Below are 18,812 nucleotides of genomic sequence, written 5' to 3'. Positions count from 1 at the left end.
GCCGCTGGACACCCGCTATCCCGCCGACCGGGTCGAGCTGATCGTGGGGCAGTCCGGGGTCACGCATCTGGTGACGGACCGGGACCCGGGCTCGCTGGCGGTGCCGGCGGGGGTACGGGTGCTGGGGCCGGTGACGGACGGGGCGGACGCGTCGACGGACGCTTCCGACCCCGGGGTGCCGGTGCATCCGGACCAGCCGGTGTACGCGATGTTCACCTCCGGCTCGACGGGCGTCCCGAAGGGCGTCGCCGTCACGCACCGCAATGTCGCGGACCTGGCCGCCCAGACGATGTACGCCAACGGTGACCACGCGCGGGTGCTGTTCCACTCGGCGATGGCGTTCGACGCCGCGACGTACGAGACATGGGTGCCCTGGCTCAACGGCGGCACCCTTGTCCTCGCCCCCGCCGGACACCTGGCCCCGGCCGACTACCACCGGCTGCTGGCCGAACACCGGATCACCGCGCTGTGGCTGACGGCGGGTCTGTTCCGCGTCATGGCGGAGGAGGTGCCGGAGGCGTTCGCCGGGGTGCGTGAGGTGTGGGCGGGCGGTGACGTGGTTCCGCCGGAGGCGGTGCGCCGTGTCATGGACCACTGCCCGGACGTCACGGTCGTCAACGGCTACGGTCCGACGGAGACCACCACCTTCGCCACCATCCACCGCATCCACCGCCCCCTCGACTACGCGGGCGCCCTTCCCATCGGTGAGCCCCTCGACAACCACCGCCTCTACGTCCTGGACGAGGGTCTGCGGCTGGTGCCCCCGGGCACCCCCGGCGAGCTCTACATCGCGGGCGCCGGACTGGCCCAGGGCTATCTCGACCGCCCGACACTGACGGCGGACCGCTTCGTCGCCGACCCGTACGGTCCTTCCGGCACCCGGATGTACCGGACCGGCGACCTGGTCCGCTGGAACCACGAGGGCTCCCTCGAATACCTCGGCCGCGCCGACCAGCAGGTCAAACTGCGCGGCTTCCGCATCGAGCCGGGCGAGATCGAGACCGTCCTCGTCGGCCGGCCGGGCGTGGCCCAGGCGACCGTCGTGGTCCGGGAGGACCGGCCCGGCGACAAGCGCCTCGTCGCCTACCTCACCGCCGAGGAAGGCGCCCGGATCGAACCCGGGGACGTACAGCGGCAGGTGTCCGGGCTGTTGCCCGACTACATGATCCCGTCCGCCTTCGTCGTCCTCGACGAGATCCCGCTCACCGTCAACGGCAAGGTCGACCGACGCGCCCTGCCCGCACCGCAGTTCAGCAACGAGACCACCGGGCGCGCACCGCGCACCGCCAAGGAAGAAGTCCTGTGCGGACTCTTCGCGGAGATCCTCGGACTGCCCTCGGTCACCATCGACGACCACTTCTTCAACCTCGGCGGGCACTCGCTCCTCGCCACCCGGCTCGTCGGCCGGATCCGCACCGTACTCGGGGTCGAGCTCTCCGTGGCGACCCTCTTCGAAAACCCGATCGTGGCCACGCTCGTCGAGAAGCTCGACGGCGCCGAGGCCGCGCGGCCCAGACTTCGGCCGATGCGCCGGATGGGAGTGACCAAGTGATTCCCCTGTCATTCGCCCAGCAGCGGCTCTGGTTCATCGCCCAGATGGAAGGGCCGTCGACCACCTACAACATCCCGCTCGCCGTGCGGCTCAACGGCGAACTCGACCGCGCCGCGCTCCAGTCGGCGCTCCTGGACGTGCTCGCCAGACACGAGAGCCTGCGCACCCTCTTCCCCGACCAGGACGGCACCCCGTACCAGGACATCCTCGCCGAGGAGGACGTGGAACTCGAACTGCGGGTCATCCCGGCCGACGCCGCGACGCTCCCCACCGTGCTCGCCGAGGAGTCCGCCCAGGTCTTCCACCTCGCGGTGGACCTCCCGGTCCGGGCACGCCTGATCGCCCTCGGCGAGCAGGAACACGTACTGCTCATCGTGATGCACCACATCGTGTCGGACGGCGGCTCGACCGCGCCCCTGCTCCAGGACCTCGCCACCGCCTACGAAGCCCGCGCCCGGGGCGTCGTGCCCGACTGGGAGCCGCTCCCGGTCCAGTACGCCGACTACACCCTCTGGCAACAGGAACTGCTCGGCGAGGGCGACGACCCGGAGAGCGCCGGAGCGCGCCAACTGGACTTCTGGAGCCGGGCCCTGGCCGAGCTGCCGGAGGAGGCCACCCTGCCGGCCGACCGTCCGCGTCCCGCCTCCGCCTCGTACGTGGGCGCCACCTGCGACGTCCATCTGCCCGCCGAACTCCACATCGGTCTGACCCATCTCGCGCGGGAGTCCGGCGCCACGCTCTTCATGGCGGTCCAGGCCGCCGTGGCGACCGCCCTGTCCCGCTCCGGGGCCGGATCCGACATCCCCATCGGCTCCCCGGTGTCGGGACGTATCGACGAGGCACTCGACGGACTGGTCGGCTTCTTCGTCAACACCCTGGTGCTGCGCACGGACCTGAGCGGCGACCCGAGCTTCCGCGACCTGCTCTCCCGGGTCCGCAGGACGGACCTCGCCGCCTGGGACAACCAGGACCTGCCGTTCGACCGGCTCGTCGAGGTGCTGAACCCCGAGCGCTCCGCCTCCCGCCACCCGCTCTTCCAGGTGATGCTCACCATGGGCGAGGCAGGATCGGACGTCATCGGCTTCCCCGGGCTCGACGCCCGCACCGAGTACAGCGCCCTGCAGATCGCCAAGTTCGACCTGACGTTCGGCTTCGCCGAGCACCGCACCCGCGACGGCCGCCCGGACGGCCTGGACATCACCATCGAGTACGCCACCGACCTCTACGACGCCCGGACCATCGACGCCCTCATGGCCAGACTCAACCGGCTGCTGGAGGCCGTGGTCACCTCGCCCGACACCCCCCTGTCGGTCCTCGACCTCCTCGGCGAGCACGAGCGGCGGCTTCTCCTGGAGGAGCGGAGCGGCACCGACACCGGAACGTCCGGGATGAGTCTGGCGGAGCTGTTCGCCGCCCAGGCCGCCCGCACCCCGGACGCGATAGCCCTGGTGGACGAGGACCACGACCTGACCTTCGCGGAACTCGACGAGGTCACCAACCGGCTGGCCCACCACCTCATCGACGTCGGGGTCCGGCGGCACGACGTGGTCGCCGTCCTGATGGAACGCTCGACCGACCTGCTCACCGCGCTGCTCGCCGTGGTCAAGGCCGGTGCCGTGTACGCCCCGCTGAACACCACCGACCCCGACAGCCGGCTCGTCCAGATCCTGGCCGACACCCGGGCACCGGTCCTCCTCACCGACCAGGCGCTCTCGGACCACCAGGTCGTCCTGGAAGCCGACGCGCAGATCGTCGTCCTCGGCGACACCACCGGCCTCGACCGGCTGCCCGCCACCGCCCCGGCCCACACCATCCACCCCGACCAGCCGGTGTACGCGATGTTCACCTCGGGTTCGACGGGGGTCCCGAAGGGGGTCTCGGTCACCCACCGCAATGTGGCGGACCTGGCCGCCCAGACCATGTACGCCAACGGCAACCACCGGCGCGTGCTCTTCCACTCGCCGGCCGCCTTCGACGCCTCCACGTACGAGATCTGGGTGCCGTGGCTCAACGGCCGCACGGTCGTGGTGGCACCGCGCGGCCACCTCGCCCCCGCCGACTACCAGCGGCTGCTGGCCGAGCACCGGATCACCGCCCTCTGGATGACCGCCGGTCTCTTCCGCGTCATGGCGGAGGAGGCACCCGAGGCGTTCGTCGGGGTGCGTGAGGTGTGGGCGGGCGGTGACGTGGTCCCGCCGGAGGCGGTGCGCCGTGTCATGGACCGCTGCCCGGACGTCACGGTCGTCAACGGTTACGGTCCGACGGAGACGACGACCTTCGCCACCACCCACCGCATCCACCGTCCACTGGACTACGTGGGCGCCGTCCCGATCGGCGAACCCCTCGACAACCACCGCCTCTACGTCCTCGACGACGGCCTGCGACTTGTCCCGCCGGGCGCCCCCGGCGAGCTGTACATCGCGGGCGCCGGACTGGCACAGGGCTACCTCAACCGTGCCTCGCTGACGGCGGACCGCTTCGTCGCCGACCCGTACGGTCCGGCCGGTACGCGGATGTACCGCACGGGCGACCTGGTCCGCTGGAACCACGAGGGCTCCCTCGAATACCTCGGCCGCGCCGACCAGCAGGTCAAGCTGCGGGGCTTCCGGATCGAACTCGGCGAGATCGAGAGCGCGTTGGCCGCCCATGCGAGCGTGGGCCAGGCGACGGTCGTGGTCCGGGAGGACCGGCCCGGCGACAAGCGCCTCGCCGCCTACCTCGTCGCCGCCGACGGCACCCGGATCGACACCGAGGCCGTGCACCGCGAACTCGCCGGAGCGCTGCCCGAGTACATGGTCCCCTCCGCCTTCGTCGTCCTCGACGAGATCCCCCTCACCACCAACGGCAAGGTCGACCGGCGCGCCCTGCCCGCGCCCCGGCAGAGCACCGACACCGGGGGACGCCCGCCCCGCACACCCGCCGAGGAAGTCCTGTGCGGCCTCTTCGCCGCCGTTCTCGGACTGCCGTCGGTCACCATCGACGACCACTTCTTCCGGCGCGGCGGACACTCCCTGCTCGCCACCCGCCTCATCAGCCGCATCCGGGCCGTGTGGGAGACCGAGATCACCATCCGGGACCTGTTCCAGTACGCCACCGTCGCGCAACTGGCCGAGCGGATCGCGGCCGAGGGCAGCGGGGAGCGGCGCCCCGCGCTGGTGCCCGAGGAGCGGCCGGAGATCATTCCGCTCTCCTCCGCGCAGCAGCGGCTGTGGTTCCTCGACCAGATGGAAGGACCGTCCGCCACCTACAACATCCCGCTCGCCCTGCGGCTCAAGGGCCCCGTCGACCACCAGGCCCTCCGGCTCGCCCTCACCGACCTCACCACCCGCCACGAGGGCCTGCGCACCGTCTTCCCCACCCATGAGAGCACCCCCCACCAGCACATCCTGCCCCCGACCGGCGCCGACCTCCCGCTGCTCACCACCACCGAGGAGGAGCTCACCGAGCGGCTGGCCGACCTGGCCGGCCGGACCTTCGACCTGGCGGCCGAACCGCCCTACCGGGCGCAGCTGCTGAAGCTGGGAGCCGAGGACCACGTGCTCATGCTCGTGATCCACCACATCGCCTCCGACGGCTGGTCCAACGGACCGCTCTTCCGCGACCTGGCCACCGCCTACGAGGCCCGCACCGAGGGCGCCGCCCCCGCATGGGAACCGCTGCCGGTCCAGTACGCCGACTACTCCCTCTGGCAGCAACGACTCCTGGAACGCGACGAGGAACGCCAGCTCGACCACTGGCGCGAGGTGCTCGCCGACCTGCCGGAGGAGGCCACGCTCCCCGCCGACCACGCCCGCCCCGCCGTCGCCTCCAACCGCGGCCGCACCCACGCCGTGCACTGCCCCGCCGAACTGCACACCGCCCTGATGGAGCTGGCCCAGGACACCGGGACCACCCTGTTCATGGTGGCCCAGGCGGCCGTGGCGACCCTGCTGTCCCGCTCCGGCGCCGGGCACGACATCCCGCTCGGCTCACCCGTCGCGGGCCGCACCGACCAGAAGCTCGACGACCTCGTCGGCTTCTTCGTCAACACCCTCGTCCTGCGCACCGACACCAGCGGCGCCCCCAGCTTCCGCGAGCTCCTCACCCGGGTCCGCGAGACCGACCTCGCCGCCTGGGCCCACCAGGACCTGCCGTTCGACCGGCTGGTCGAAGCCCTCAACCCCGAGCGCACCACCGCCCGCCACCCCCTCTTCCAGGTCATGCTCACCGTCGGCGACACCAGCAGTGAGGCCCCCCGACTGGCCGGACTGGAGAGCGAGTTCGCCATCCCGCCGGTCTCCGTCGCCAAGTTCGACCTCACCTTCGCGTTCGCCGAGAACCGCGCCGCCGACGGCCGCCCCGACGGCCTCGACATACTCGTCGAGTACACCACCGACCTGTACGACGCCCGCACCATCGAGGCCACGGCGGACCGCCTGGTCCGGCTCCTCACCGGCGCCGTGGCCACCCCCGATCTCCCGCTCGCCGAGCTGGAGATGGTGTCCGGGCACGAGCGGGAGCAGCTGCGGGAGTGGAGCGGAGCCCAGTCGCCGGCGCCCGCCCTCGGGCTCGACGCGCTCTTCACGGAGCAGGCCGCCCGCACCCCGCACTCGGTGGCGCTGGTCCACGAGGAACAGCAGGTCACGTACCAGGAGCTGGACATCTGGTCCAACCGGCTGGCCCGCCACCTGACGGCGCGCGGGGTCACCCCGGGCAGCATCGTCGCCATCCATCTGGAACGGTCCCCGCAACTGATCGCCACCCTGCTCGCCGCACTGAAGACCGGGGCCGGATACACCCTGCTCGACCCGCAGTTCCCGGCCGACCGGCTGAACACCGTGCTCGGGCAGACCGACCCGGCGGCACTGGTCACCCAGGCCCACCTGACGGCCCTGTCGACCCCGGCCACCCTGGTCGACCTGACCGCGGAGATACCCACGATCAGCGCGCTGCCCGGGACCCCGGTGGAGACGGGCGGGCACCCCGAGTCCCTCGCCTGCGTGATGTTCACCTCCGGATCCACCGGAGTCCCCAAGGGGGTCGCCGCCTCGCACCGGGCACTGGCCGCCACGTTCATCGGCCCCGACTACCTGGACTTCGGCCCCGGGCAGACCTATCTGCAGAGCTCCCCGGTGTCGTGGGACGCCTTCGCCCTGGAGGTCTTCGGACCGCTCCTGCACGGCGGTGTCTGCGTCCTCCAGCCCGGCCAGCACACCGACCCGCACCAGATCGCGGAGCTGGTGGAGCGGCACGGGATCACTACTCTCCAGATGTCGGCGAGCCTCTTCAACCACATGCTCGACGAGCACCCGGCGGTCTTCTCCCGGATCAAGGAGGCCATGACCGCCGGTGAGGCCGCCTCACCCGCCCACACCGCCAAGGCACTCGCCGACCACCCCCACCTCCACCTCGTCAACGGTTACGGACCGGCCGAGAGCATGGGCTTCACCACCGCCCACACCCTCACCCGCCCGGAACCGGCCATCCCGATCGGACGGCCCATCGCCGGCAAGCACGCCTACGTGCTCGACGAGAACCTCCGGCAGCTTCCGCCGGGCGTCCCCGGCGAGCTCTATGTCGCCGGACACGGCCTCGCCCACGGCTACATCGGACAGCCCGCACTGAGCGCGGAGCGGTTCGTCGCCGACCCGCACGGTGCGCCGGGCTCACGGATGTACCGGACCGGCGACCTGGCCCGCTGGAGCCAGGACGGCGCGCTGGAGTATTTCGGCCGGGCCGACCAGCAGATCAAGCTGCGGGGATTCCGCATCGAGCCGGGTGAGATCGAATCGGCACTGCTGCGGCACCCCTCCCTCGCCCAGGTGGCGGTGCTGATCCGCGAGGACCGGCCCGGTGACAAACGGCTGGTGGCGTACGTGGTGCCCACCGAAGGCAGCCGGCCGGACCTGACCGAGCTGCGCCGGCACGCGGTCGCCGCCCTGCCCGAGTACATGGTGCCGGCCACGATCGTGCCGCTGGAGGCACTGCCCCTGACGGTCAACGGCAAGCTCGACCGCCGTGCGCTGCCCGAGCCGCAGCAGACCGACACCGCGGGAGGACGCGAGCCGCGCACCCCGGCGGAAGAAGTCCTGTGCGGCCTCTTCGCGGACGTCCTGGGGCTGACCTCGGTCACCATCGACGACCACTTCTTCCAACTGGGCGGCCACTCGCTGCTCGCCACCCGGCTGATCGGCCGGATCCGCTCCATCTGGGACACCCGCGTCACCATCCGGGACCTGTTCCAGTACCCGACGCCGGTGCTGCTCGCCGAACACATCGCCACCAACACCGGCGGCGACCCGATGGAGACGCTGCTGCCCATCCGGGCCGCGTCCGGCTCCGGCACCGAGGCCCCGCTGTTCTGCGTCCACGCGATCTCCGGGATGAGCTGGTCGTACGCCGGACTCCTCCGGCACATCGGCGGGCGGCGGCCGCTGATCGGGCTCCAGGCGAAGGAGCTGACCAGCCCCTCGGACCGGCCGGCCGGGATCGAGGAGATGGCCGACGGCTACGTGGCCGAGATCCGCTCCGTCCAGGCCCACGGCCCGTACCACCTGCTCGGCTGGTCGTTCGGCGGTCTGGTGGCGCACGCCATCGCCGCCAGGCTGGAGGAGCAGGGCGAGGAGGTGGCCATCCTGGCGCTGCTCGACTCCTACCCGCTGCCCGACGGTTTCCGGCCACCCGCCATCACCGGCCGGGAGGTGCTGACCGCCCTGCTCGGCGGCCGCGGCGCCGGACTCGACGTGCGGTGCGCCGACACCGCCCCGGACGCCGAGGAGCTGGCCGGCGTGCTGCGCGCCGAGGACGCGATCCTGGGCGCGCTGGAACCGGCCCAGGCCGCGGCGGTCGTCGCCGCGACGGCCGGCAACCTGGAGATGCGCTACCGGTACGTCCCCCGGCGGCGGTTCGGCGGCGACGCGGTGTTCTTCAACGCCGCCCGCACACCGGCCGCCTCGGGCGGCGCCGACGCCTGGGCACCCCATGTCGCGGGCCGGGTCGAGGAGTACGACATCGACTGCGAGCACTGGGACATGACCACCGCCGAACCGCTGCGCGAGATAGGAAAGGCGCTGGCCGAGGAGTTGCGCGGGGTGCGTCACTGACCCTGGGCGCACCACAGGTGCCCGGGTCCGCCGATGACGGCGGACCCGGGCACCTTCGCGTGCGCCGCCGTCCCCGTACCCCGAATTGCCCGCGTGCTGCCGCTCATGCCGCCGGGCCGCGGGTTCCGGCCTGCATAGCGTGAACCCATCCGCAGGCCACGGCTCCCGGCAACAGAAAGTCAAGGAAATGGTTGATCATTCCGGCTGGCGTGTCGGGGTAGCTTCAGCCCCCGTCCACCACGGCGAGATCCTGCAAGGCGTGTTCCCCGGTGACGGCGGGCTCACCCGAGGTCTCGTCACTCTTCCCTGCACCATTCACGCGACCCGTGCGACGTTCATCCCCGCCCCCGGTGCCGAGGTCACCGTCACGCCGGACTGGAAGGGCAAGGCACGGCGCGCGGCCGAACTCGCGGTCCGCGCCGTGACACCACCGGGCGCCGAGCCGGCGGGCGGCCATCTCGACCTCACCGGCGACGTCCCGCTGTGCCGGGGCTTCGGCTCGTCCACCAGCGATGTGCTCGCCGCCATCTGGGCGGTGAAGGACGCGTTCGTCAGCCCGCTGCCGCCGCAGGAGGTCGCCCGGATCGCGGTGCGTGCGGAGACCGCGTCCGACTCCCTGATGTTCGAGGAGTCGACCGTCCTCTTCGCCCAGCGCGAGGGCACGGTGATCGAGGACTTCGGCTACCGGATGCCCGCCCTGCGGGTCCTCGGCTTCGGCTCGCGGCCCGAGGGCGGCGGGCGGGGCGTGGACACCCTGGCCCTCTCGCCGGCCCGCTACGGGCAGGACGACATCGACCTCTTCACCCGGCTCCAGGCGATGCTGCGGGAGGCCATCCAGATGAAGGACGTGGCCCTGCTGGGCTCGGTGGCCACGGCCAGTACGGAGATCAACCAGCGGCATCTGCCGATACCGGACCTCGACCGCATCCGGGACATCGCGCGGACCACCGGAGCCGTCGGCGTACAGGCGGCGCACAGCGGGGACATCGCCGGTCTTCTCTTCGACCGGGACGACCCCGAGGTCGAGGCGCGGACCGACCTGGCACAGGACCTCCTGCAAGAGCTCGGAATTCACGAGCAGTGGAACTACACAACGGGTGACTGACATGACGACGACGACTCTGCCCAAGGCTCACTCCTCGATCGTGGAGGCCACGGAGCTGCCACGCATCATCAAGGTGACCGACAACCTCTACGCCGCGGCCTTCAGCCTGATGAAGCTGCTGCCCGCCCGCTACATACTCGACCGGGCCGAGGCGGCCGGCCTGATCTCCCCGGGCACCCGGATCATCGAGACCTCCTCGGGCACCTTCGCCCTGGGCCTGGCCATGGTCTGCCGCCTGCGCGGCTACCCGCTGACCATCGTCGGCGACTCGGCGATCGACCGGGACCTGCGCACCCGGCTCGAAATGCTCGGCACGACGGTGGAGATCGTCGAGCACACCGGGCAGGCCGGCGGCATCCAGGGCGCCCGGCTCGCCCGCGTCGCCGAGCTGCGCCGGCAGCACCCGGACGCCTTCGTCCCCGGCCAGTACGACAACCCCGACAACCCGGGCGCGTACGGCATCGTCGCCGACCTGATCGGCACCACCGTCGGCGCCGTGGACTGCCTGGTCGGACCGGTGGGTTCGGGCGGCTCCACCGGCGGACTCGCCGCGGCGCTGCGGCAGACCGGCCCGGCACTGCACCTGGTCGGCGTGGACACCCAGGGCAGCATCATCTTCGGCAGCCCGGACGGACCGCGCATGCTGCGCGGGCTCGGCAGCAGCATCCACCCGGGCAACGTCAAGCACGCGGCGTACGACGAGGTCCACTGGGTGACGGCCCCCGAGGCGTTCCACGCGACCCACCAGCTCTACCGCGAACACGGCCTGTTCATGGGCCCGACCAGCGGCGCGTCCTTCCAGGTGGCGTCGTGGTGGGCCGAACAGAACCCGGACAGCACCGTCGTGATGGTGCTCCCGGACGAGGGCTACCGCTACCAGTCCACGGTCTACAACGACAGCTGGCTGAGCGAGCAGGGGATCGTCCCCGCCCCGGCCGTCGACGGCCCGGTCACCGTCGAGCACCCGCTGGACGCCACCGCCGCCTGGTCGAGGCTGCTGTGGGCCCGCCGCGGCTTCGACGACGTGGTGATGCCGGTGGTCGAGTCATGAGCGAGAGCCTGCTGCTCCTGGTGGAGAGCAACACCACCGGTACGGGACGGCTGTTCGCGCGGCGCGCGGCCGAGCTGGGCGTGGTGCCCGTACTGCTGTGCGCGGACCCGGCCCGCTACCCGTACGCCGCCGAGGACCGGCTGCGGACGGTCGTCGTGGACACCTCCGACGAGGCCGCGCTGTGGGCGGCCGTCCGCACCCTGGAGGACGGCGCCACCATCGCGGGCGTCCTGACCAGCTCCGAGTACTACGTACCGACCACCGCCGCGCTGGCCTACCGGCTCGGGCTGCCCGGCCCCTCGGCCGAGGCCGTACGGGCCTGCCGCGACAAGGCCGAGCAGCGCCGGGTGCTCACCGACGCGGGCGTCGGCTCGCCGGACTTCGCCGTGGTCTCCGAGGTCTCCGACGCGCTCACCGCGGCCCGCTCCATCGGACTGCCCGTGGTGGTCAAACCGGTGCAGGGATCGGGGAGTCTGGGCGTACGGCTCTGCGCGGACCTCGACGAGGTCGCCGAACACGCCGGGACGCTGCTGGCGGCCACCGTCAACGAGCGGGGCATCGCCGCCCCGGGCCGGATCCTGGTCGAGGAGTACCTGACGGGGCCGGAGTTCTCCGTCGAGGTGTTCGGCACCGACGCCGTCGTCACCGTCGCCAAGCACGTCGGCGCGCTGCCCTCCTTCGTCGAGATCGGCCACGACGTACCGGCCGCCCTGCCCGGCGAACAGGAGATCGCGCTGCGCGAGTCCGCGGTCCGCGCGGTGCGGGCGCTCGGCCTCGGCTGGGGGGCCGCCCATGTCGAACTGCGCCTGACCGGACCCCGGACCGCCGAGGTCATCGAGGTCAACCCCCGGCTGGCCGGCGGCATGATCCCCGAACTCGTCCGCAGGGCCTGCGGGATCGACCTGGTGCGCGCCCAGGTGCTGGCCGCGCTCGGCAACGCTCCCGAGCTGGAGCGCTCCGGATACGCCCGCGCCTCGATCCGGTTCCTCACCGCGGCACAGGACGGCATCCTCGCCCGGTCCGGCACCCTCACGGAAGCCGTGGCCCGCGCCCGCACCGTACCCGGCGCCGTCGAGGCCGTGCTCTACCGCGCCCCGGGCGAACCCGTCGGCCCCGCCGAGGACTTCCGGGGCCGCGTCGGCCACGCCATCGCCGTCGCCGACCGCTCGGTCCGGGCGGCCGAGGCCGCCGACCGGGCCGTGGCCCTGCTCGGCGAGGCCGTGTCCTACGCGGACCTGCACACCGAGGAGGCATTCGCATGACCGCGGCGACAGCGCGGGGCGTCGACACCGGCCGGCTCAAGGCCGCGCTCGACGCCGAGGCGCACCGCATCGTCTACGACCAGTACCTGCCGGACACCGCGGACGGACTCGGCGAGGAGCTGCGCTGCATCAGCGAGGTCGACCGGGCCCACCTGATCATGCTCACCGAGCGCGGCATCGTCGACGCGGACCGGGCCGCGGCCCTGCTGCGCACCATCGAGGAACTGCGCGGACAGGACTTCGCACCGGTCCGGGCCACCCCGATGCCACGCGGCGTCTACCTGGCGTACGAGGGACACCTCATCGACCGGCTGGGCGACGAGACCGGCGGCATCCTGCACACCGGCCGGTCGCGCAACGACCTCAACGCCACCACCACCCGGCTCAAGACGCGCGGCCCCTACCGCGCACTGCTCGACGCGGTCGACCGGCTGGCGGGGGTGCTCCTGGCGAAGGCCGAGGAGTACCGCGACGTGATCATGCCCGCCTACACCCACGGCCAGCCGGCCGTACCGATCAGCTACGGCCACTACCTCGCCGGAGTCGCCGGCGCGGTGCTGCGCGCGTACGAGTCGCTGCTCGACGCCGGACGCCAGCTCGACGTCAACCCGCTGGGCGCCGGCGCGATCGGCGGAACCTCCGTCCCCATCGACCCCCGGCGCACCGCCGAACTGCTCGGCTTCAGCTCCGCCGCGACCAACTCGGTCGACGCGGTCGCCTCCCGGGACTTCGTGCTCGGCCTGCTGTCCGCCTCCGCCGTCCTCGGCGTCGCGCTCGCCCGCGCCGGACGCGACCTGAGCACCTGGACCTCGGAGGAGTTCGGACTGCTGCGGGTCGGCGACACCCTCGTCGGCTCCAGCTCGATGATGCCGCAGAAGCGCAACCCCTTCCTGCTCGAACACATCCAGGGCAGATCCACCGCCGGTCTCGGCGCCTTCGTCGGCGCGGCGTCCGCGATGACCACCGGCGGCTACACCAACGCCATCGCGGTGGGCACCGAGTCCGTACGGCACCTCTGGCCCGGTCTGAGCAGCACCACCGACGCGGTGACGCTGCTGAGCCTGGTGGTGGCGGGCACGGAACCGGAACGGGAACGCATGACGGCCCGCGCCGAGGACGGTTTCACCTCGGCCACGTACCTCGCGGAGCGGCTCGTCCTGGACGGGACACCGTTCCGGGCCGCCCACCACCAGGTCGGCGAGACCGTGCTCGGCGCCCTGGAATCCGGCCGGTCGCTGGTGGACGCGGCACGGTTCGCCGCCGTCGACGACGGCGCCCTGGCCCCCGACCGGGTGGCCGCGGCGTGCGCCCACGGCGGCGGACCCGGCTCCACGGCCGACGGAATCCGTGCCCTGGAAGCCCTACGGGACGCCCTCAGGGCCGAGTCCACCGCGCGGCGCGCCCGCTGGTCGGACGGAGCCGCACTGCTGACGCAGGCCGTGACCGAGGCGGTGACGACATGTCGGCACGCCTGACCGAACGCCCTCCCCGGGAGGCGGAGAAGCGGCCGCCGCGCAGCGGACTGCTCCGCCACCACGACTTCCGGCTGCTGTGGCTCGGCGAGACGACCAACCGCGTCGGCATCAACATCACCGGGGTCGCCATGCCCCTGGTGGCCGTGGTGACGCTCGACGCGAGCACCTTCTGGGTGAGCGTGCTGGCCGCCGCGCCCTGGCTGCCCTGGCTGCTCATCGGCCTGCCCGCGGGTGCCTGGGTGGACCGGATGCGACGCCGCCCGATCATGCTGATCTGCAACCTGGTCCCGCTGGTGCTCCTGGCCAGCGTTCCGGTGGCCGGCTGGCTCGGCGTGCTGACGATGACCCAATTGCTGGTCGTGGCGCTGATCAACGGGTTCGCCGCGGTGTTCTTCGGGATCTCGTACAAGGTCTACCTCCCTTCCATCGTCGAGTCCGAGGACCTCCAGGAGGCCAACGCCAAGCTCCAGGGCAGCGAATCGGTGGCCCAGGTCGCGGGGCTCGGCGGCGGCGGTCTGCTGGCCCAGGCGTTCGGCGCCGCCTCCGGCCTCCTCGTCAACTCGGTGACTTTCCTCGTCTCCGCGCTCTGCCTGCTCGGCATCCGGCGCACCGAACCGCGCCCGGAGAAACCCGAGGAACAGCGGGCTTTGCGACAGGACATCAAGGAGGGCGTGCGCTACACCTTCAAGGACCCGTACCTGCGCGTCCTCACCCTGTACGGCACCGCCACCAACCTGTTCCTGACGGCCGAGGCGGCGATCCTGCCGGTCTTCATCATCCGTGAGCTCGGGGTACCCGAAGGCGCCACCGGCTGGCTCCTCGCGTCCAGCAGCATCGGCGGGATCCTCGGGGCCACCACCGCGAAACGCCTGATCGCACGGTTCGGTTCGGCCCGGGGACTGCTGATCGCCACGATCGCCAGCGCACCGTTCGCCCTGCTCATCCCGATGACCGGAACGGACTGGACGCTGTCCGCCCTGGTGGTCGGAAGCGCGGTCCTCTCGCTCGGCGTGGTGCTCGCCAACGTGATCCAGGGGGCGTTCCGTCAGCGCTACTGTCCGCCCCAGCTGCTCGGCCGCGTCTCGGCCAGCGTCTCGGTGGCGAACTTCGGCGCCATCCCCTTCGGTTCCCTGCTCGGCGGGATCCTCGGCACCGCCCTCGGACTGCGGCCCACCCTGTGGCTGCTCACCGCGGGACTCGCCCTGACCCCGCTGCTCCTTCTGATCGGGCCGCTGCGCCGAAGGCGCGACCTGCCGGTCGCGCCGGTGACGCCGTGAGACCCGACTCGCCTGTCACTCTCGTACGAACAGGAGAGACCCCGTGGAACAAACCCTGCCGTGGGTCGTCCGTGAGCTGCCACCCCCTGGCTCACTCGATCTCTGGCTCCTGCGGGTCTCGGATGTCCCCACCGGCATCCTGGACGAACAGGTACTCGACGCGACCGAGCGTCAACGTGCCGCCACCCTCATGCACGCCGCCGACCGGACCCGGTTCACGGCCGCGCATGTCGCCCTTCGCCGGCTGCTCGGCTCGTACCTGAGCCTGCGGCCCGAGGAGGTCCACTTCGGCCGGGACACCTGCCCCTGCTGCGGCGGACCGCACGGCCGGCCCACCGTGCTCGACGCCGACGAGCGGCTGTTCTTCTCGCTGTCCCACCGGGGCGATCTCGCCGTCGTCGGAACCGCGGCGGCCCCCATCGGGGTCGATGTGGAACTGGTGCCGGACGAGGACGGCACCGCCGACCTCGCCGCGATGCTGCACGTGGACGAGCAGGCCGAGCTGGCCGCGCTCAGCCCGCCGGCCAGGCCCCGGGCGCTGGCCCGGCTGTGGACCCGCAAGGAGGCCTACCTCAAGGGCCTCGGCACGGGGCTCGGCCGCGACCCCGCACTCGACTACGTCGGTTCGGGCGGCCCCGAGGGCCCGTACCCGCCGTCCGGCTGGACCCTGCTCGACGTCCCGGTGGACCGTGGCTACGCGGCGGCGGTCGCGGTCCGCGGCGAACTCACCGCGGACGGCCTCCTGGTCAGGAAGCTCGCCGGACTCGATGTCGTACGGCACACCTGCGACGCCCTGCAGACGGCAAGAACCCCGCCCTGACCGCCACCGAAGTCCGCCGGGTGCACCGATGCGGTGACCACCCGGCGGCGGGCACGCACCTCCCGGCCGCTCCCGCCGGTCACCGATACGTCCTCGCCCACACCCCTACGGACTTTTGGAACTGACGATGTCAAACGCTGTGCAGCAGGCCCCCGCGGCCCTCCTCCCGCAAGCGCGGCCCCGTACCGCCGGGCAGCCGGACACCGGCGCCGAGCACGTGACGGGCGCCCAGTCCCTCATCCGCTCCCTGGAGGAGGCCGGCGCGGACACCGTGTTCGGTATCCCCGGTGGCTGCATCCTTCCGGCGTACGACCCGTTGATGGACTCGGACCGGGTCCGTCATGTGCTGGTCCGCCACGAACAGGGCGCCGGACACGCGGCCACCGGATACGCCCAGGCCACCGGCAAGGTCGGGGTGTGCATGGCGACCTCGGGGCCGGGCGCCACCAATCTGGTGACCCCCATCGCCGACGCGTACATGGACTCCGTGCCGCTGGTCGCGATCACCGGCCAGGTCCCCTCCACCGCGATCGGCACGGACGCCTTCCAGGAGGCCGACATCGCCGGCATCACCATGCCGATCACCAAGCACAACTTCCTCGTCACGAACGCCGACGACATCCCGCGGACGGTCGCGGAGGCCTTCCACATCGCCTCGACCGGCCGCCCCGGACCAGTACTCATCGACATCGCCAAGGACGCCCTCCAGGCGCAGACCACGTTCAGCTGGCCCACCACGACGGACCTGCCCGGCTACCGCCCGGTCACCAAGCCGCACGCCAAGCAGATCCGCGAAGCCGCCAGGCTCATCGGCGCCTCGCGCCGCCCGGTCCTCTACGTCGGCGGCGGTGTGCTCAAGGCACGCGCCACGGACGAGCTGCGCACCCTGGCCGAACTCACCGGGGCGCCCGTGGTCACCACCCTGATGGCACTGGGCGCCTTCCCCGGCAGCCACCCCCAGCACGTGGGCATGCCCGGTATGCACGGGGACGTCGCGGCGGTCGCCGCGCTCCAGAAGTCCGACCTGATCGTCGCCCTCGGAGCCCGTTTCGACGACCGGGTCACCGGCAAGCTGGACGGCTTCGCCCCGCACGCCAAGGTCGTCCACGCCGACATCGACCCGGCGGAGATCTCCAAGAACCGGTACGCCGACGTTCCCATCGTCGGCGACGCCCGCGAGGTCCTGGTCGCGCTGGCCGCCGCCGTCGGCGCCGAGCAGGAGGACGGCCGGGTCGGCGAGGCCGCCCGGACGGGATATCCGGCCTGGTGGCGGGAGCTGAACCAGTGGCGGACCACCTACCGGCGCGGCTACGAACTCCCCGCCGACCCGGGGCTGCTCTCCCCGCAGCAGGTCATCGAACGGATCGGGCGACTGGCGCCGCAGGGAACCCTGTTCGCCTCCGGGGTGGGCCAGCACCAGATGTGGGCGGCGCAGTTCCTGCCGCACGAGGAGCCGGGCACCTGGTTCAACTCGGGCGGCGCCGGGACGATGGGATACGCCGTGCCGGCCGCGATGGGCGCCAAGGCCGGCCGCCCCGAACGCACGGTCTGGGCGATCGACGGCGACGGCTGCTTCCAGATGACCAACCAGGAACTCACCACCTGCGCGCTCAACAACATCCCGATCAAGGTCGCGATCATCAACAACGGCGCGCTCGGGATGGTCCGCCAGTGGCAGAACCTCTTCTACGGGGCGCGGTTCTCCAACACGGTGCTCCACGACGGCGCCACCAACGCCACCACCGGCTCGACCCGCGGAGTGGGATCCGACACCAACCGCGGCACCCGGGTCCCGGACTTCGTACAGCTCTCCGAGGCGATGGGCTGTGTGGGCCTGCGCTGCGAGAACCCCTATGAGCTCGACGCGATCATCGACAAGGCCAACGCGATCAACGACCGCCCCGTCGTGGTGGACTTCATCGTCCACGAGGACGCGATGGTGTGGCCGATGGTCCCCGCCGGCACCTCCAACGACGACATCATGGCCGCACGCGACGTACGCCCCGACTTCGGCGACTTTGCGGACGACTGAGAGGACCCTCTGACATGTCCCAGCACACGCTCTCCGTCCTGGTCGAGGACACGCCCGGCATCCTCGCCCGTGTCGCCGCCCTGTTCTCACGCCGCGGCTTCAACATCGACTCGCTCGCGGTCGGCACCACCGAACACCCCGAGCTCTCCCGCATCACCATCGTCGTCAGAGTCGACCACGAACTGGCCCTGGAGCAGGTGACCAAGCAGCTCAACAAGCTGGTCAACGTCCTCAAGATCGTCGAGCTGGAGGCGGACTCCGCCGTCCAGCGCGAACTGGTCCTGGTCAAGGTGAGCGCCGGCAACGGCACCCGGGCCCAGATCGTCCAGATCGCCGAACTGTTCCGGGCCAGGACAGTCGATGTCTCGCCCGACGCCGTCACCCTCGAAGCGACCGGCTCCGGCGACAAGCTCGACGCGATGCTCCGGATGCTCGCGGGCTTCGGCATCAAGGAGCTCGTCCAGTCCGGCGCGATCGCGATCGGGCGCGGCTCCAGGGCCCTGGCCGACCGCTCCGCGCGCGAGGCCCGGCCGATCCGCCTCACCCCGGCCGCCACCCCGGCGACGGCCGAGGCACAGAGCGCCTGACACCGCCCCGTACCCGCAACCGCGTTCCGCTTTCCCGTCCGCACACCCTCACGTTCCAGGAATCAAGGAGAACCACCATGCCCGCCGAGCTGTTCTACGACGACGATGCCGACCTGTCCATCATCCAGGGCCGCAAGGTCGCGGTCATCGGTTACGGCAGCCAGGGCCACGCCCACGCGCTGTCGCTGCGTGACTCGGGTGTCGATGTCCGGGTGGGGCTGCACGAGGGCTCGAAGTCCAGGGCGAAGGCCGAGGAACAGGGTCTGCGTGTGGTGACGCCGTCCGAGGCGGCGGCCGAGGCCGACGTCATCATGATCCTGGTCCCGGACCCGATCCAGGCCCAGGTCTACGAGGAGTCCATCAAGGACAACCTCGAGGACGGCGACGCGCTGTTCTTCGGGCACGGCCTGAACATCCGTTTCGACTTCATCAAGCCGCCGGCCGGTGTGGACGTCTGCATGGTCGCGCCGAAGGGCCCGGGGCACCTGGTGCGCCGTCAGTACGAGGAGGGCCGTGGTGTTCCGTGCATCGTGGCCGTCGAGCAGGACCCCTCGGGCAACGGCCTGGCA

The 18,812-nt window shown here is 71.8% G+C and carries 11 protein-coding genes; all 11 read left to right on the top strand.

The features are described 5' to 3' along the window. Nucleotides 1-1,552: non-ribosomal peptide synthetase (locus GA0115234_RS34025; RefSeq protein WP_141718521.1), on the top strand; the 1,552-nt coding region annotated here is incomplete at its 5' end. Continuing rightward, on the top strand, nucleotides 1,549-8,634 hold the full coding sequence (locus GA0115234_RS34020; protein WP_093549460.1) for a non-ribosomal peptide synthetase: 7,086 nt from the start codon (nucleotides 1,549-1,551) through the stop codon (nucleotides 8,632-8,634). The genes GA0115234_RS34025 and GA0115234_RS34020, both read left to right, overlap by 4 nt. Before the next feature lie 187 nt (nucleotides 8,635-8,821). Then, complete coding sequence (locus tag GA0115234_RS34015; protein ID WP_093549458.1) at nucleotides 8,822-9,739, top strand: GHMP family kinase ATP-binding protein; 918 nt, start codon at nucleotides 8,822-8,824, stop codon at nucleotides 9,737-9,739. 1 nt (nucleotide 9,740) lies between these two features. Then, nucleotides 9,741-10,790: a PLP-dependent cysteine synthase family protein gene (locus GA0115234_RS34010; protein WP_176729351.1), complete on the top strand. Its 1,050-nt coding sequence runs from the start codon at nucleotides 9,741-9,743 to the stop codon at nucleotides 10,788-10,790. Beyond that, the gene (locus GA0115234_RS34005; RefSeq protein WP_093549456.1) at nucleotides 10,787-12,052 is read left to right on the top strand and encodes an ATP-grasp domain-containing protein; all 1,266 of its coding nucleotides are present in this window, start codon (nucleotides 10,787-10,789) and stop codon (nucleotides 12,050-12,052) included. The genes GA0115234_RS34010 and GA0115234_RS34005 overlap by 4 nt, the downstream gene beginning before the upstream one ends. Then, nucleotides 12,049-13,527, top strand: a complete 1,479-nt coding sequence (gene argH / locus GA0115234_RS34000; protein ID WP_093549454.1) for an argininosuccinate lyase — start codon at nucleotides 12,049-12,051, stop codon at nucleotides 13,525-13,527. The genes GA0115234_RS34005 and argH overlap by 4 nt, the downstream gene beginning before the upstream one ends. Continuing rightward, nucleotides 13,512-14,804 (top strand): MFS transporter, encoded by a 1,293-nt coding sequence (locus tag GA0115234_RS33995; protein WP_093549452.1) that lies wholly within the window; start codon nucleotides 13,512-13,514, stop codon nucleotides 14,802-14,804. The genes argH and GA0115234_RS33995 overlap by 16 nt, the downstream gene beginning before the upstream one ends. A 43-nt stretch (nucleotides 14,805-14,847) precedes the next feature. Then, entirely contained in the window at nucleotides 14,848-15,624 is a 777-nt protein-coding gene (locus tag GA0115234_RS33990; protein WP_256088889.1) for a 4'-phosphopantetheinyl transferase family protein, read from the top strand. Between the two features lie 127 nt (nucleotides 15,625-15,751). Next, nucleotides 15,752-17,656 carry an acetolactate synthase large subunit gene (locus GA0115234_RS33985; RefSeq protein ID WP_093549450.1) on the top strand — a complete coding sequence of 635 codons (1,905 nt, stop codon included), beginning with the start codon at nucleotides 15,752-15,754 and terminating at the stop codon, nucleotides 17,654-17,656. 14 nt (nucleotides 17,657-17,670) lie between these two features. Continuing rightward, nucleotides 17,671-18,243: an acetolactate synthase small subunit gene (ilvN, locus tag GA0115234_RS33980; RefSeq protein WP_093549448.1), complete on the top strand. Its 573-nt coding sequence runs from the start codon at nucleotides 17,671-17,673 to the stop codon at nucleotides 18,241-18,243. A 77-nt stretch (nucleotides 18,244-18,320) separates the two neighbouring features. After that, the coding region (locus GA0115234_RS33975; RefSeq protein WP_161275715.1) for an NAD(P)-binding domain-containing protein at nucleotides 18,321-18,812 on the top strand (492 nt) is incomplete at its 3' end.

It is taken from the genome of Streptomyces sp. DvalAA-43 (genome assembly GCF_900091725.1).
In the GTDB taxonomy this organism is placed as follows: Bacteria; Actinomycetota; Actinomycetes; order Streptomycetales; family Streptomycetaceae; genus Streptomyces; species Streptomyces pulveraceus.
This window is presented reverse-complemented; position numbering and strand designations above follow the sequence as displayed.